Here is a 16558-nt window from a genome sequence, read left to right as displayed (position 1 = left end):
CTTTAAATAACCTTAGCTTCATGATGCAGTTTATCAACTAATTCACTTACATCAGCTACTTTAATACCCGCCTTACGCTCTGGCGGTTCGGTTACTTTCAGCTGAATCAGCCGCGAAGAAATATCCACACCTAGTTCGACTACCGTTTTTTTCTCCAGCGGTTTCTTTTTAGCCTGCATAATGTTAGGTAATTTAATATAGCGAGGTTCATTCAGGCGCAAATCAACGCTAATTACGGCTGGCAATGTAAGTGCCACTTCTTCCTGCCCACCATCAATTTCACGCGTTACCAATACTTCATCAGAATTTAATTCAATTTTACTGGCAAACGTACCCTGAGAAACCTGCATTAAAGCTGATAGCATTTGTGCCGTCTGGTTGGCATCATCATCTATTGCCTGTTTTCCCAGCAAAAACAATTGCGGCTGTTCTTTGTCTGCTACAGCTTTTAACAACTTGGCCACTGCAAGTGGCTGAAGTTTTTCATCGGTTTCAATATGTATGGCACGATCAACGCCCATTGCTAAAGCTGTTCGCAAGGTTTCTTCACATTGCTTTACCCCAATTGATACCGCCACTACTTCAGAGGCTTTTCCTGCTTCTTTTAAACGCACTGCTTCTTCAACAGCAATTTCATCAAAAGGATTCATTGACATTTTAACATTGCCAATATCCACATCTGATTCATCAGCTTTAACGCGTACCTTTACGTTATAGTCAACAACACGCTTTATTGCTACCAATATTTTCATCAGAACTATCCCTAGATTAATCAAAACCAGCAACAATCTTAGGTGTTACCAGCATTCTGATTACAGAATAACCATCTTAAAATGGATAAATCAGTCAAATTAAATAATTATACTGCTATCTTCTTTCCTAATAACTCGACATGGTATCAGAAATATAAACACACTGCCGATAAACCACTATTAACTACCTGTTTGTCTGGCAATGAACAGAATCTAATAGAATTTAATAGAATTTTATTTCTGAGATTTTATTAAATTTTGAGTGTTTATTACTTTAAAAAATTTCCCTTTTAATCACAAATAAAGTGGCATCGTTTAACATTAAATAATAGAAAATTTTTATGTCCAAGTTTGTTACCTACATCCACAAACAAAATCATAATTTGGGAAATAATTTTCTAATATAAATTTAGTATTCAACCTCTACCCTACTCTTTTTATTTATCAACATATAGTATTCAATCATTATCCTTATTTCCCAAAATCAAAGCTTTGATTTTAGAAGGCTGATACTTTTTATTTTATTAATCAGAACTGAATTTAGCTAAGAATCCATCAGTCAGCATAGATAATAAATTATCTATATTACATTGAATTTGTTTAAGTTATATTGGAAAACTTCAGACTTATAGCATAACATTTTATTCAAATAATTTGAATTGGCTATGTACATCGGAAACAGGCTAGCTATTTTCTATTTATTACAAAAATATATAAATAAAACAATTTATTATATCAATATCCACAACTTATATACAGATATATACACTGATTCCCGTACAATATGCTCAAGTGAATAAATATGTATTTAGTATGATTTCTCATTCTTCTGAAGTATCCAAAGGATATTGGTCAATCCAGCCAATTGGATATATTACTTCTCCCTATAAACAGAAATTTGGTGTAGCCAGGCAGCCTGGTCTTGTTCCAGCTGCTTTGGCATATATAGACTTATCCAAAGAATTCACAACTGATTGTGTACGCGGATTAGAAGATTATGAATATATCTGGGTACAGTTTATTTTTCATGCCACCGTAAAAGAAGGTTGGCAGCCATTAATTCGTCCACCTAAATTGGGAGGCAAAGAAAAAAAAGGGATTTTTGCGACTCGTAGCCCACATCGACCAAATCATCTAGGTTTATCATTGGTGAAACTGGAACGAATCGAATGTAATAAACATGTTCGTATACACATCAGTGGTGTGGATTTTTTAGATCAGACACCAGTTATTGATATCAAACCTTATATTCCTTTTGTTGAGGCGAAGCCTCATGCACGTTGTGGTTTTGCTCGTGAACATGAACAGCTGAGAGTGTACTGGTCACCAGAAGCTTTACAACAAGTAAGATTATTTTCTTTAGATACAAAACATTATGATTTAATTAATCAGAGTTTGGCTCATGATCCAAGACCAGCTCATCAATATAAATCTAATAAGATTTTTGTAGTGAATCTTTTTGATTGGGATGTGCTTTTCAGAGTAATCGATAATATTGTAGAAATAACAGGAATACGTGAGCACGTAGAAACTTAATTTATTATTCTAATAAAAATATAAATAATAAAATGATGAAGACAAAGACGAAGCCATACATTCTGTGGATAACTTAAAATATCTATATTTATCATATGTTTAATTGTTGATAAGTTAAAATCTTGATTTGGGAATATTTTGTGGATTATGTGGATAATCTTTGCGAAATTTTTGTTTGCTGTGGAAAACTAATTGGAATGAACCTTGATAGCAATAATTTATCCACTGTTTGGCAGAATTCATTACTGCCATAAGAAAATTTCGTTACCATAAGGTATGCAGATTAGTCAGGAAAAAATATGTTGCAACGGACATTAGCGAAAAGCATTAGTGTAACTGGTGTGGGTTTGCATTCGGGAGAGCGCGTCAGACTCGGATTACATCCGGCTGCTTTTAATACAGGGATACGTTTTCGGCGGATAGATTTGACCGGTGAACAAGGCCGTATTGTGCAACTGACACCAGAACTGATTAACGATACCCGCCTTTCTTCGACTGTTGTGACAGAAGATGGCATTCGTATTGGTACCATTGAGCATATCATGTCCGCATTTGCTGCCTATGGAATTGATAATATTCTGGTAGAGTTGAACGCACCGGAAATTCCCATTATGGATGGGTCTAGTTTACCTTTTATTTATTTATTACAGGATGCAGGCGTAGTTGATCAGCCTGTAGAAAAGCGCTTTTTACGTATTAAAGAGACGGTAACACTTGTAGAAAAGGATAAATGGGTGAAATTTACTCCATATGAAGGATTTCAGGTAACTTTGACCATAGATTTTGATCATCCAGTGTTTAACCGCAGTAATCAGACTTTTAAGATTGATTTTTCGGGGCAATCTTATATCGATGAAATTTCGCGGGCACGAACTTTCGGATTTATGCAGGAAGTAGAACTGATTCGTAGTCACAATCTGGGATTGGGAGGAAATTTAAACAATGCGATAGTGATTGACGATATGGATATTCTTAATCCTGAAGGCTTGCGTTATCCAGATGAATTTGTACGCCATAAGATTCTGGATGCAATTGGTGACTTGTATGTACTGGGCCATCCAATTATCGGAGCTTTTGAGGGCTATAAATCTGGGCATGCTATTAATAATGCACTTTTACGGCAACTACTTAATCAGCCAGAAGCATATGAATGGGTAACTTTTCCACATAATCGGCTACTGCCTTCGGCATTTCATCACTTACCTCAGGTAGCATGAAACTACTGAATTTAAAATCAGCTAAAGAATATGTTGCAATGGGTAAGAAAATTTGAATACAATAACTGATATAATTTGGCCTAATTTCTAATTTTTGCAGGATAAGAGAATGAACTATCAGGCTGTGGTAGCACAATTGTTAAACGTAGAAGGTGCACTAGCAGCTGCAGTGGTTGATTATGATAATGGTATGCTGATGGCTGGCAGTGCCATCAATAAAATAGATTTGGAAATTGCCGCAGCCAGCAGTACAGAAGTTATCCGCTCTAAAATCAAAACCATGCAGATGCTGGAATTGAACGATGAAATTGAGGATATTCTTATTACTGTCGGACATCAATATCATCTTATCCGACCGCTAAAAAAATTAGGTAGCCTGTTTTTATATTCTGTACTGGATAGTAATCGTGCTACTTTGGCTTTGTCACGTCGCGCTTTAATAGATGTTGAAAAAGAAATGGAACATTGATTTTATTTGGTAAATTCATATTAATCCCAATTCGGGTTTTTTTGGAAATTTACATATTTAAATATGATAATTAAATAAATTTATGATGAAACTTTTAAAAATTTCATCAACAGATATTTTTGGTAATAGAGTTCATATTTAGTAAGCTTGAAATGAAATTCACTTTATTTAATATCATAACTATCAAATTATATTATTGAAATTATCATTGTTATTTATATAAAATCAAGATTCTCTGATGTATGTGAAATTACAGATTCATCGCTTAGTTCTTCTCAATCAAAATGACTTTATAATATGAGTAAATCATTTCATCTACAAATAACATTTATGTAATCTAAAAAGATAGCTTATCAAATACATACATGTTTTTAATTGGTTAAATAAAGAAGAATAAATATAAATTACAAAATTAAAAATACAATATCAATATATCATTCTTATTTCATTTGCTTACCCTCATTTAAACATTCATTTCCTAGAATAAATGTTTTTCTAAATTTATGTAATTATTAAGTGTTAACAACAAGGGTACTGTGGTTAGAATAAGACAATAATAACATTTAAACAAAGTATTTCAACAGTCCTTAGTTTGATGAGACTTAGTGATATATATAAAAATATCTTTATTTTCATTATGTTGCATAAAGCGATAAAAATAATTTAATTTATACTGTTAAATACTATTCGGTCTCGTTTACTACATCCAAACAAATATTTATGTTATATTACTTAAAGATTTAACTTGAGTTTTAACTTTATTTTAAGTTATCCAGAATTTTGTTTGACGGCATGATTTCTAATCAGGAGTAAACCAATTGAATAAAATATATCGTGCTATATGGAATGAAACGACCCAGACTTGGGTAGCTGCTTCCGAACTAGCTAAAAGCAAAACCAAGTCTGATACAGTTTCCTTATTACCTGCTGCCAACAAAGGCGGCAGTAAATCTAAACTGAATATCCTTTCCAAACTGGGTGTTATTACTGCGGTTTTAAATTTATCAATATTTGTTCCAAGTGCGTATGCTTCTAATGCAGCAATTGTTGGTGGAACTAATAGAGGTACTGACGGTGCACCCCAAAGCTATCCATACGGCAGTCATGGTTCTATGGTAATTAATGGAGCTAATGACCTTAACGCTACAGGTAGTGCTGCCTATCCTTATACATGTGGTGCAGATGAAGTTGTAGGAAGAGGAGATCCAAACCGCACTATTTCAGGCACAAGTATCAGTGCTCTAGATGAATACCTGCGGTTTGCCCAGAATCAGACTTTTCAAAATAATGGGGTAGGTACCAAGTATACTCCTTATGGTACAACTACCACTTCTGTAGATGCTAGCACAGACGGTATTACAACTACAGGCACCTCCGGTATGCAGGGATTATTAACAGGCGGTGCTAAAAGTAAAATGCCTGTAGCATATGGTGTATATTCTTTTGTTTCTGGTTGTGGTGCCTATGCATCAGGTAATTATTCTGTAGCTTTTGGTACCAATGCTACGGCAACAGCTGGTGGTGCAATGGCTATCGGTACAGCGGCTCTTGCCTCTGGACGCGCGGCAGTTGCCTTCGGTATTGGCGCTCAGGCTACTGGTGTATCTAGTGTGGCTTTAGGCTCTGTGGCTTCGTCTGATGGCGTGGGTAGTGTGGCTGCTGGTTTGATGTCTCAAGCCAGCGCAGATGGTACGGTGGCTTTAGGTGTACAGTCTCAGGCCAAAAAAGATTCTGCTCTTGCCATCGGTAATTCAGCTCAGGCAAATGCGGAGCAGAGTATCAGTATTGGTTCAGCTAATCAGGTGAATGGTAAAGGTTCCGGAGCTATTGGTGGTTCCGGTACTACTACAGGCTTTAACAGTACAGATGGTACCCAGACTACTGCTGCAACCGGTGTAACTATAGTCAACGGTGAAGGAACTTATTCTTTTGGTAATCAGAACGGTACGATTGCCGCTGATAATACTGGTATTTTTGGTAATAAAAATACTATCCAGACTGATCCAGAAGAAATTAGTAAAGCTGATAACATAAGAATTCTGGGTAGCAGTAATACTGTTTCTGCACAAGCCACTGGAGCAATGATTGTTGGTAATACGGCTAATGTAAGTGCAGCCAATGCTTTGGCATTGGGTAATAATACTCAGGTAAGTGGTACCAATGGCGTAGCAATTGGTCAGGGTGCTTCTGCCAAATCTGATGATAGTATTGCTTTAGGTAGTGGTTCTGTCGCTTCTACTTCAAAAGGTGTGGCTGGGTATAATCCATCAACAAGTGTCTCCCGTGATGCTGCAACAGCTTCACCTGTATGGAACAGTACAGCAAATGCTGTAGCAATTGGGGACGTTGCTTCGGGCTTGACTCGACAGATTACTGGACTTGCTGCTGGTACACAAGATACAGATGCAGTGAATGTAGCTCAGCTTAAAAGTCTGGGCACGTCCACATCAACCAGTCTGAGTTCACTTTCTTCGTCTACATCAACCGGATTGTCAACTACAAACAGTAATTTAACTGATTTTCTGGCATCTGCTTCTACATCAATAAGTACAACTACAAGTAATCTAACTGATCTGACAAACAGTATTACCACTCGTTTTAATCAAGCAAATTCTGATATCACTTCCTTGAATACTTCAGCATCTACGGGAATTAAGCACCTTCAGGAAGATGCGTTGCAATGGAATACAAAAGAATTGGCTTATGATGCATCTCATGCAGCCAGTGGAGCAAAAACAGCAAGAATCATTAATGTTAGTGCTGGTGATATTACTGCACCGGGTTCGACAGATGCTGTGAACGGTGGACAATTATACGCTACTAATACAGAGTTAGCTTCATTAAGCACATCTTCATTGGGCAGCATCAGTAGTGCAGTAGCCAATTTTAATTCAACTTCAGTTTCTGTTAGCACAACGCTGTCGTCTTCTGTAAATCAGTTGAATACTCTTGTAACCAGTACGTCCACTAGTCTGAGCCAGCTGAATATTGATGCACTGCAATTGAAAAACGGTATGTATGATGCCAGCCGTAATGGTGAAGCACAAAAAATTACCAATATTGCAGCCGGCGATATTTCTAAAGCTACATCTACAGATGTAGTTAACGGTGGGCAGTTGTTTACAACTAATTCTAGTCTCAGCCGGTTGTCTACTTCAACCAGCCAAAGTATTCAGGACGCAAATACTAAAAGAGACTCATTATCTACATCTGTGGGTACAGTACTGGATACCACTAATAAGACTATTTCTTCATTGTCTGTGGCTACTGGAAACAGTATTGGCCATCTTAGTGATGTGGCTTTGCAGCTTAATGGTGATGTTTATGATGCCAGCTATGGAGGTTCAAATCGTAAGGTAACTAACGTTGCTGCTGGTGACATCAGCAAGGCTACATCATCAGATTTGGTTACTGGCGGACAATTATTTACCACTAATAAAAGTATCAGTACTTTAGCATCAACAACAAGTTCAGACCTACAGTCTGCAAACGCTGATTTGTCTTCTTTATCAACCAGTATTGATACTAATATTACTACCTTATCTACTGCACTATCCAGCCGTGTGGATAATGTAGTATCTAACATCAACACTAATCTGGGTAATGTTAGCACTAGCTTATCAAGCGTGCAGAGTTCTACTTCTACAGGTATTAAAAATCTGAAATCTGATGCTTTACAATGGGATGATAACTTAAAAGCATTTAGTGCCCTGCGTGGCAGCAGCCCTCAAAAAATTACTCAGGTTGCCGCGGGTGATATTACATCTGTCGCTTCTACTGATGCTGTCAATGGTGCTCAGCTATATACGACTAATTCAAATCTGACAGTTTTATCCGGTAGTGTTTCAACTGGATTGTCTCAGCTTTCAGATCAGATAATTTCTTCAACCACTGCAGATATTAATAAAGTTTCTCTGGTAGCTGGTACTATTAGTAATAGTGTTACTGGGCTGCAGAGTAATGCATTGCTGTGGAAAGAAGGTGCGTATGATGCTAGACATGGTGATGTGGATCAGAAGATCACTCATGTTAAAGCAGGTAGTACTGATCAGGCTTCCACTGATGCGATTAATGGTGGTCAGCTGTACAGTCTTTCCACTGTTACGGCTGGTAAATTAGCGAGTACTACTTCAACAGTTAATTCCAGTCTGGCAGATACCAGCACTAAATTAACTGCTGTGAAAGATCAGGCGCTTTTGTGGAATTCAACTAAAACTGCTTATGATGCCAGCCGCAGTGGTAATGCTCAGAAGATTACAGGGGTAGCAGGCGGCGATCTGACAGCAGATTCCAGTGAAGTGGTTATTGGCGCTCAGTTATACACAACTAATACCACTCTAGATACATTGTCTTTATCAACAACGAATAGTTTAAGTAGCCTGAATACTGCATTACAGAATTCTTCTAAGTCTGTAATCAGCAGCTTATCGTCTGCAGTAGGTGATAGCCAGGCAGATATTGCTAATCTGCAGAAAAATGCCTTGCAATGGAGTGTTGCTGATAAAGCATACAGCGCCAGAAATGGAGGCGAAAATCAGCGTATTACCAATGTAATGGATGGCACACTTGCAGCTAATTCAACAGATGTAGCAACAGGTAGACAGTTGTATACGCTTTCTAGCTCTACGGTAGAAAGTCTAAACAGCTTATCTACTTCATTAGAAGGCTTGTCTGCAAAAGGAATACAAAGTCTGTCTACTATTCTCAGTACTGGTCTGCAATCTGCCAATACAAATATTTCAGCTTTGCAAAAAGATGCTTTGCAATGGAATAATGATATTGGTGCTTATGATGCTAGCCATGGTTTGGCCAATACCACACAGAAAATTACTAATGTAGCAGATGGCATACTTAGCGCTGATTCAAGTGATGTGGTTACAGGTAAGCAGCTATTTGCAACCAATACTAGTGTTAGTAGTTTGACTGACAAACTGAATAATGGACTACAAAGCTTATCTGGTTCTGCTTCTACCGGTCTAGATAATATTTCAGCTAATCTGAATAAATCCCTGTCTACAGGTTTGAGTTCTCTCTCTACTGCTGCTGAAAACAGTCTGACTACAACCAATACTAATTTAAATTCATTAAAGCAGAATGCATTGCAGTGGAATAATACTGTAAATGCTTATGATGCCAGTCATGGTGCTACAAATGAAAAACAGAGAATTACCAATGTAGCTGATGGTAGTGCCACAGCAGGCTCCAGCGATGTTGTTACCGGTGGCCAGTTGTATACTACCAATACCGCAGTCAGTGGCTTGTCTACTAGTATGTCTACTGGATTAAATACATTATCTACTGCCACTAGTAATGATTTGATCGGTCTGACTAATACTCTGGATAACTCACTGAAATCTGGACTAAGATCATTATCTACAACTTTGGATAATAATCTGGCTTCTACCAGTGCTAATGTGGCAGCATTACAGAAGAATGCTTTACAATGGAATAGTACTGCCAGTGCTTATGATGCTAGCCACGGTGCGATAGGTGGATCAGAAAAAATCACTAATGTGGCCGATGCCTCTTTAGGAGCTAATTCAAGTGACGTAGTCACTGGTGGCCAGTTGTATACTACTAATAGTACTTTGAGCGATATATCTAGCAGTACTTTTAATACTCTTGGTTCGATTTCATCATCAGCCTCAACCGGTATCAGTAGTATATCCACAGCTTTGAACAATTTTGCTGATAGTAAAATCAGTAGTTTGTCTAGTAGTTTTGACGCTAAGCTGACTGCAACCAATACCAGCCTTTCAACTCTGCAGCAAAATGCATTGCTGTGGAATGGTGATTTGAAAGCCTATGATGCTACTCATAATGGACAGGCTCAGCGGATTACTAATGTTTTGGATGGAAATGCCGTAGCCGGTTCCAGCGATGTGGTTACTGGTGGTCAGCTGTTTACCACTAATAGTAATCTTACATCTTTGTCTGGAAGTGTTAGTACTACATTTGGTGAATTATCTAGTTCGCTTCAGGATATCAGCAACAATAGTCTTGCTGGTTTGAAAGACGAATTAAATAAAACCAATATCAAACTGAATGATCTGACTACCTCAACCTCAACTTCTCTTCAGACTACCAATTCCAATATTGGTGTGCTGCAGCAAAATACCTTATTGTGGAATAAGGATCTGAATGGTGGTCAAGGTGCTTATGATGCAAGTCATAATGGTATCTATCAGCGTATTACTAATGTTAAGGATGGCATTTTAAGTGCAGATTCAAGTGATGTAGTTACTGGTGGCCAGTTGTTTACAACCAATACTAATGTTAGCAAACTGTCTGGTAGCATAAGCTCGATCTCAGACAGTGTGGTAAATGGTTTAAGCAGCTTGTCTTCTTCTCTAACTGAGATGAATACTAATAATCTGGCCAGCCTTTCAACTGGTTTGAACGATACCAATAACAGGCTAACTGAATTATCTACTACTGCTTCCAGCAGCTTGAAATTAACTAACGCTAATGTGAATACATTGCAGCAGAACGCATTGCTGTGGAATGATAGTTTAGGTAATGGTGGTGCCTACGATGCCCGTCATGGTACGGCAGGTGCTTTAGGTAAGATTACCAATGTTGCTGCAGGTACACTTGCGCAGGATTCCAGTGATGTAGCGACTGCTGGCCAGTTGTTTACAACCAATACCAAAATATCTAGCCTTTCAAACAGTGTTAGCACAGGATTTGACAATTTTTCATCTTCTTTAAGCACGATTGTCAAAGCCGGTGGTGTATCTAGTCTTTCAACTGTTACCGAGGTGATTAGTGGCAAAGTAAGCCAGCTGCAGCAGAACGCGTTGCAGTATAATTCTGCTCTGACAGGTTATGATGCTAGCCATGCTACTGGCAAGCCAGCTAAAATTACCCGTGTTGCAGAAGGTGCTGAAACAGTAGATTCAAGTGATGTGATTACTGGCGCACAACTGTATCGTGCTTCCTCAGGATATTCTACCAGCTTGGCAAATGTATCTCGCTCACTATCATCTGGTTTGAATTCAGCCCAACAGACATTAGATAGCCTGTCTACGTCTTGGCCGGAAAAACTAAACAATCTGTCTACTAGTACTTCCACTACTTTCAGTAGCTTGTCTACTACGGTATCGAATGCTTTCAACAGCTTGTCCTCTACGACATCAAACAGTGTAGCTATTCTGTCTTCTAGCTTTTCTACTGGGCTGAGCGGCTTATCTACAAGTGTTTCAAACAATATTGCTAATCTTTCTACTGTTACTCAAAATAGTCTGAGTAGTTTGTACAATAGTTCATCCACTACACTAGGACGCCTGAGCAGCACTGTGAGCTCAACTACTAGTACCGTAGCTGGATTACAGCAGGATGCTCTTCAGTGGAAAAATGGTAGCTATAGTGCAGATCATGGTACAGATAAGCCACAGAAAATCACTAATGTAGCTGCCGGCAACGTAGCTCCTGATTCAACTGATGCAGTTAATGGTACTCAGTTGTACAACCTTTCTACCGGCATCAGAACAACGGTAGATAATCGCTATACAAGTCTTTCTACTATATTAGGTAATAGTGTTAGCACTGTTAGCAGTAAACTGGATACTTTCACTGCTAATACAACGAACAGCCTGAATAAACTAGATACCGATCTTAGCTCCACGACAGCCAAAGTTTCTGCTCTGCAAGATAATGCCCTACTTTGGAACAATTCGCTGTCAGCTTATGATGCCGGACATGGTGGCACAGCGCAGCGTATTACTAATGTAGCTGCGGGCTTGGTAGCTCTGAATTCTACCGATGCAGTAAACGGTGGCCAGTTGTATACATTGTCTAGCTCCACTTCAGCCGGACTAAGCAGTTTGTCTACTAATCTGAATGAAGTGACTAAAAATCAGCTGGGTAGTTTGTCTACCATTGTGATTAACAGCCTCAGTACGGTAACCGATAATATCGGCAGCCTTTCTACCGGCTTAAGTAAGATTAATGGTAATGTCACTTCATTGCAGGCAGATGCGTTGCAGTGGAATAAAACTAAAGGTGCTTACGTAGCTGATCATGGTACAGGTCAGGCACAGAATATTACTCAGGTAGCTGCAGGTTCCATAGCTGCAAATTCTACTGATGCTGTAAACGGTGCTCAGATGTATAACTTGTCCACCAGTACAACAGCCAGTGTCAATACTTTGAATCAAAGTCTGAGCTCTACTAATGTAGCGTTAAATACACTGTCTACTGCCTATGGCACTAGCCTGAGTACACTTACAACAGGCCTGAGTAGCACTAAAGATGCGCTGAATCAGTTGTCTGATACAACGACAAACAGCATTACTGGCATCAACAACAGTCTAAGCAGCCTAACCAGTACGACTTCTTCCAATCTACAGATTTTGGATAAAGGATTACAGGCAGCTAATGCTAGTGTATCTTCATTGCAGGCCAATGCGCTGCTGTGGAATGCAGGCAAGGGTGTGTACGATGCCAGTCGAAATGGAGAAGCCAAAGTACTGAGTGGCATCGGTGCTGGTGCAGTCAATGCAGCTTCAACTGAAGCTATTAACGGCGGTCAATTCTATAGTCTGTCTACGGTAACTGCGGCAGGCTTGAACAGTACCAATAGCAATCTGAGCACGCTGAGTAGCAGTACAGCAACAGGCTTGGCTGGTTTAACTGCTAGCTTAAGCAGCACCAATCAAAATCTGACGACGCTGAAGGCTAATACCTTGCAATGGAATGGTTCACTTTCAGCTTATGATGCTGGTCGTGATGGTACTGCACAGCGCATTACCAATATTAGCGCCGGACGTCTTGCTGCAGACTCTACCGATGCAGTAAATGGAAGCCAGCTGTATACATTATCTAACTCCACCTCAACAGGGCTAAGCAGCTTGTCTACTAATCTGAATGAGGTGACAAAAAATCAGCTGGGTAGTCTGTCTACTATAGTGACAAACAGTCTCAGTACGGTAACGGAAAATGTAAGCAGCCTGTCTACAGGTCTGAGAGAAACCAATACTAATGTAGCAGCCTTGCAGCAAAATGCATTACAGTGGAATAGTGTGAGCGGTGCTTTTGATGCAACCCGTAATGGCCATGCTCAGAAATTGACCGGTATTGCTGGTGGAGATATTAGCGCTGTTTCAAGTGATGCCATCAATGGCGCCCAGATGTACAGCCTGTCTACTCTGACACAGGCAGGACTGAGCAGTAGCAGTACGGGGCTGAGCAGCTTAAGTAGTGTTACATCGGCAGGTTTGTCTACTGTCAATGAACGAGTAGATACGCTGACCAGCACCACTCAATTAGGACTGGCTAGTGCCAGCACAGGCTTAACCAGCCTGAGCAGCAGTACTTCAACCGGTCTGACCAGTCTGACATCCAGTCTGAGTAGCACAAATCAGAACCTGACCACCCTGCAGCAAAATGCCTTACAGTGGAATAGTTCGCTAACAGCTTACGATGCCAGTCATGGCGGTGGTACAGCTCAACGTATTACTAATGTAGCGGCCGGCCGGGTAGCCTTGGATTCTACTGATGCAATTAACGGTAGCCAGTTGTTTAGTTTGTCTGGTTCTACTTCAACCGGACTAAGCAGCCTGTCTACTAATCTGAATGAGGTAACCAAAAATCAGCTGGGTAGTCTGTCTACCATCGTTACTGATAGCCTCAGTACAGTAATTAAGAGTGTAAGCAGTCTGTCAACTGGTTTGAGTGATACCAATACCAATGTAGGTAATCTGCAAAAGGATGCACTGCAATGGAACAATGCAGTGAACGCTTATGATGCAACTCGTGGCGGTCGTGCGCAGAATCTGACCGGTATTGCTGACGGAAATATCAGTGCCGGCTCTAGTGATGCCATTAACGGTGCTCAGATGTACAGCCTGTCTACTTTGACGCAGGCAGGATTGAACAGCAGCAGTACTGGACTAAGCAGCTTGAGCAGTGCCACATCAGCAGGTTTGACTAATGTTAATAACAAAGTGGATACGCTGACCAGCACCACTCAATTAGGACTGGCTAGTGCCAGCACAGGCTTAACCAGCCTGAGCAGCAGTACTTCAACCGGTCTGACTAGCCTGACATCCAGTCTGAGTAGCACAAATCAGAACCTGACCACCCTGCAGCAAAATGCCTTGCAGTGGAATAGCACACTGGGCGCTTATGATGCCAGTCATGGTAGTGGTACAGCTCAGCGTATTACCAATGTAGCTGCAGGCCGCGTGGCAGCGGATTCTACTGATGCGGTAAACGGTAGCCAGCTGTATGCATTGTCTGGTTCTACTTCCACTGGTCTGAATAGTCTGTCAACAGTAGTTTCATCAACTGTGATTTCAGGTATCAACAGCATCAGCAACTCTATGTCTACCGGATATGAGAGTTTGTCACGTAGTTTGAGTACTGCCAGTGACAGTCTGGATAAGCTGGCTACAAACACGAGCACCAGTCTGAGCAGCCTGTCTACCAGCTTTGGCAATACTCAAAAAGATGTGAAAGAGCTGAAGGATAAGAGCCTGCAATGGAGTGATGATAAAAACGGGTTTGATGCTGGAAGACCAAATAAACTTACTCGAGATTTTGATGGAAAATATGGCAAGATCATCAATGTGGCTGATGGTTTAGTCGACCAAGATTCACATGATGCTGTAAATGGCGGCCAGCTGTATACCGAAAGATCAAGACTGACAAGTTTATCAACATCTACTTCGACCGGATTATCTACAATCACCAGTATTTTGCAAGATACTCCGACAGGCGAAATGATCACTAATATTACTAACCTGACGAAGAATGCCTTGCAGTGGAATGGTACGTTGGGAGCTTATGATGCCAGTCATGGCAGCGGTACAGCTCAGCGTATTACCAATGTGGCAGCCGGTAATCTTGCACGTGGTTCTTTAGATGCAGTTAATGCTGGTCAGTTGTGGGATGTGAAAACAGACTTGGATAATCTGAGTACATTGGTACATAGTTTGCCAACAGGTACGGTTTCAGACGCACAATTGAATAGTCTGTCTACCGCGATCAGTCAAGTTGTCGGCAGCCAGATTGCTTCCATAGCATCAGGTCTGGGTACATCTTACACACCGGGTTCGAATGCTATCAATCCGCCTAAATACGATACGTCTACGCCTACTGGTGGCAATGTAACAGCAAATAATGTCGCTGATGCTTTGCAAAATATTCAGAATTATGGCACCAAGTATGCGAAGATCAACTCTGCTAAAGCTGCATCAATTGCTCAAGGTGCAGATTCAATAGCAGTGGGTGGCGCAGCAATGGCTAGTGGTTCTTCAGCGATAGCGATTGGTGATTCAGCCAGTGCTCCTGCTGCCAATGGTGTGGCTTTGGGCAGCAATGCTCAGGTGAAACAGTCCGGTGGTGTGGCTCTGGGCTCCGGATCAGTAGCAAGCACAGCTGCCGGTAAAGTGGGATATATTCCAGTGACTGCAACGTCGCAGCAGGCAGCAGCAATCCGTGCCACAAGAAGTACGGAGGGAGCGGTATCTGTGGGTGATGCATCTAAGGGTGTATACCGTCAGATAACCGGTGTTGCAGCTGGTACTGCTGACACAGATGCTGTGAATGTGGCTCAACTTAAAGGTGTTAATAATCAGATTACGAACATCAATAAGTATGTGAACCAAGTAAATGAGCGTGTTCAGCGTACTGAGCGTCGTGCTTATTCTGGTACTGCTCTGGCCATGGCCTTATCCGGTGCTTATCTGCCTTCTCTGAATGCCGGTGAGCAGGCAGTTGGTGTGGGTGTAGGTACTTATCGTGGCTATACCGCTGTAGGCGCCAACTACAAGGCAATGAGTAATAGCGGTAATATCGGCTGGGGTGCAGGTGTTTCCACTACTGGCAAAGAGGTTGGCTTTAATGCCGGTGTTGGTTTCAAGTGGAGCAACAACTAAACCTTTTAGCTGAATCGTGAATAAAACTTCCGGATTTATTTCGAATCCGGAAGTTTTTTTATTGAGACTTTCATTGATAGATTTATCAGGCAATGCATTTGTTTGACTGCATTTAATGTGAAGTTGATTTGCTCCAGACTGGGTGGATATTTATCCAAACAATAAGTATAGATTTGAGGCTGAAATATTTTCCGCTAGGGATTGTTTGCTGTTTTGTTTTAGCTTGCTAAAACAATAAATTTTGGCTGATTTCATGTTTTTCAGATTTTCATCCGCTCGCTATCTAATTGTTTCCATTTGGCATTAAAACCACGGGCTACCTGTTGGTGAACAGAAAGCCTGATTTAAACATTAATGATTAGTAAGGTAATTTTCGCCGATAGGAGCATGCTCTACGAGGTACTGGCTTTTAGTTTGTTTTATGAGCTGGTAATGGTGATGCAATGTTTCACTAGGCCGTACCCTACTCAGCCTTTATATGGTTTCTATATAGGAAACGATAAAAGATGCCATGATGCGAATCATGTTGAAAATCTAGATTTATCTGTTTAAGAATGGCCAGCACCATGGCGCTTTAGCGCGATAAGGAAATATTTGTTATCGCTTATAGCATCATGAGTTGGATTGTCTGGCCACAGATACGCAATATGGCACGAAACTTATGATTTAAACCGGAGACGATGAATATCACTATTCTTATAT

General features: G+C 40.4%; 5 protein-coding genes. 4 read left to right on the top strand and 1 reads right to left on the bottom strand.

Annotated elements, in window-relative coordinates; genetic code table 11:
• Positions 1-2 precede the first annotated feature (2 nt).
• On the bottom strand, positions 3-752 hold the full coding sequence (locus tag J3U64_RS06545; RefSeq protein WP_267408682.1) for an electron transfer flavoprotein subunit beta/FixA family protein: 750 nt from the start codon (positions 750-752) through the stop codon (positions 3-5).
• Positions 753-1565: 813 nt separating this feature from the next.
• Between J3U64_RS06545 and tsaA the strand changes: the two genes are divergently transcribed.
• From tsaA to J3U64_RS06525, 4 genes are all read left to right on the top strand, one after another.
• The gene (gene tsaA, locus J3U64_RS06540; RefSeq protein ID WP_267408681.1) at positions 1566-2288 is read left to right on the top strand and encodes a tRNA (N6-threonylcarbamoyladenosine(37)-N6)-methyltransferase TrmO; all 723 of its coding nucleotides are present in this window, start codon (positions 1566-1568) and stop codon (positions 2286-2288) included.
• A gap of 299 nt (positions 2289-2587) precedes the next feature.
• Entirely contained in the window at positions 2588-3505 is a 918-nt protein-coding gene (lpxC, locus tag J3U64_RS06535) for a UDP-3-O-acyl-N-acetylglucosamine deacetylase (RefSeq protein WP_267408680.1), read from the top strand.
• 109 nt (positions 3506-3614) lie between these two features.
• Positions 3615-3974 carry a hypothetical protein gene (locus J3U64_RS06530; protein ID WP_100141037.1) on the top strand — a complete coding sequence of 120 codons (360 nt, stop codon included), beginning with the start codon at positions 3615-3617 and terminating at the stop codon, positions 3972-3974.
• 818 nt (positions 3975-4792) lie between these two features.
• Entirely contained in the window at positions 4793-15856 is an 11064-nt protein-coding gene (locus J3U64_RS06525; RefSeq protein ID WP_267408679.1) for an ESPR-type extended signal peptide-containing protein, read from the top strand.
• Positions 15857-16558: the final 702 nt, after the last annotated feature.

The organism is Snodgrassella sp. B3800, from assembly GCF_026535865.1.
Taxonomy (GTDB): Bacteria; Pseudomonadota; Gammaproteobacteria; order Burkholderiales; family Neisseriaceae; genus Snodgrassella; species Snodgrassella alvi_E.
This window is presented reverse-complemented; position numbering and strand designations above follow the sequence as displayed.

Excerpts from the sequence above, each read along its gene's own strand:
- J3U64_RS06545 (WP_267408682.1), bottom strand. The coding sequence starts at position 752 with ATGAAAATATTGGTAGCAATAAAGCGTGTTGTTGACTATAACGTAAAG.
- lpxC (WP_267408680.1), top strand. The coding sequence starts at position 2,588 with ATGTTGCAACGGACATTAGCGAAAAGCATTAGTGTAACTGGTGTGGGT.
- J3U64_RS06530 (WP_100141037.1), top strand. The coding sequence starts at position 3,615 with ATGAACTATCAGGCTGTGGTAGCACAATTGTTAAACGTAGAAGGTGCA.
- tsaA (WP_267408681.1), top strand. The coding sequence starts at position 1,566 with ATGATTTCTCATTCTTCTGAAGTATCCAAAGGATATTGGTCAATCCAG.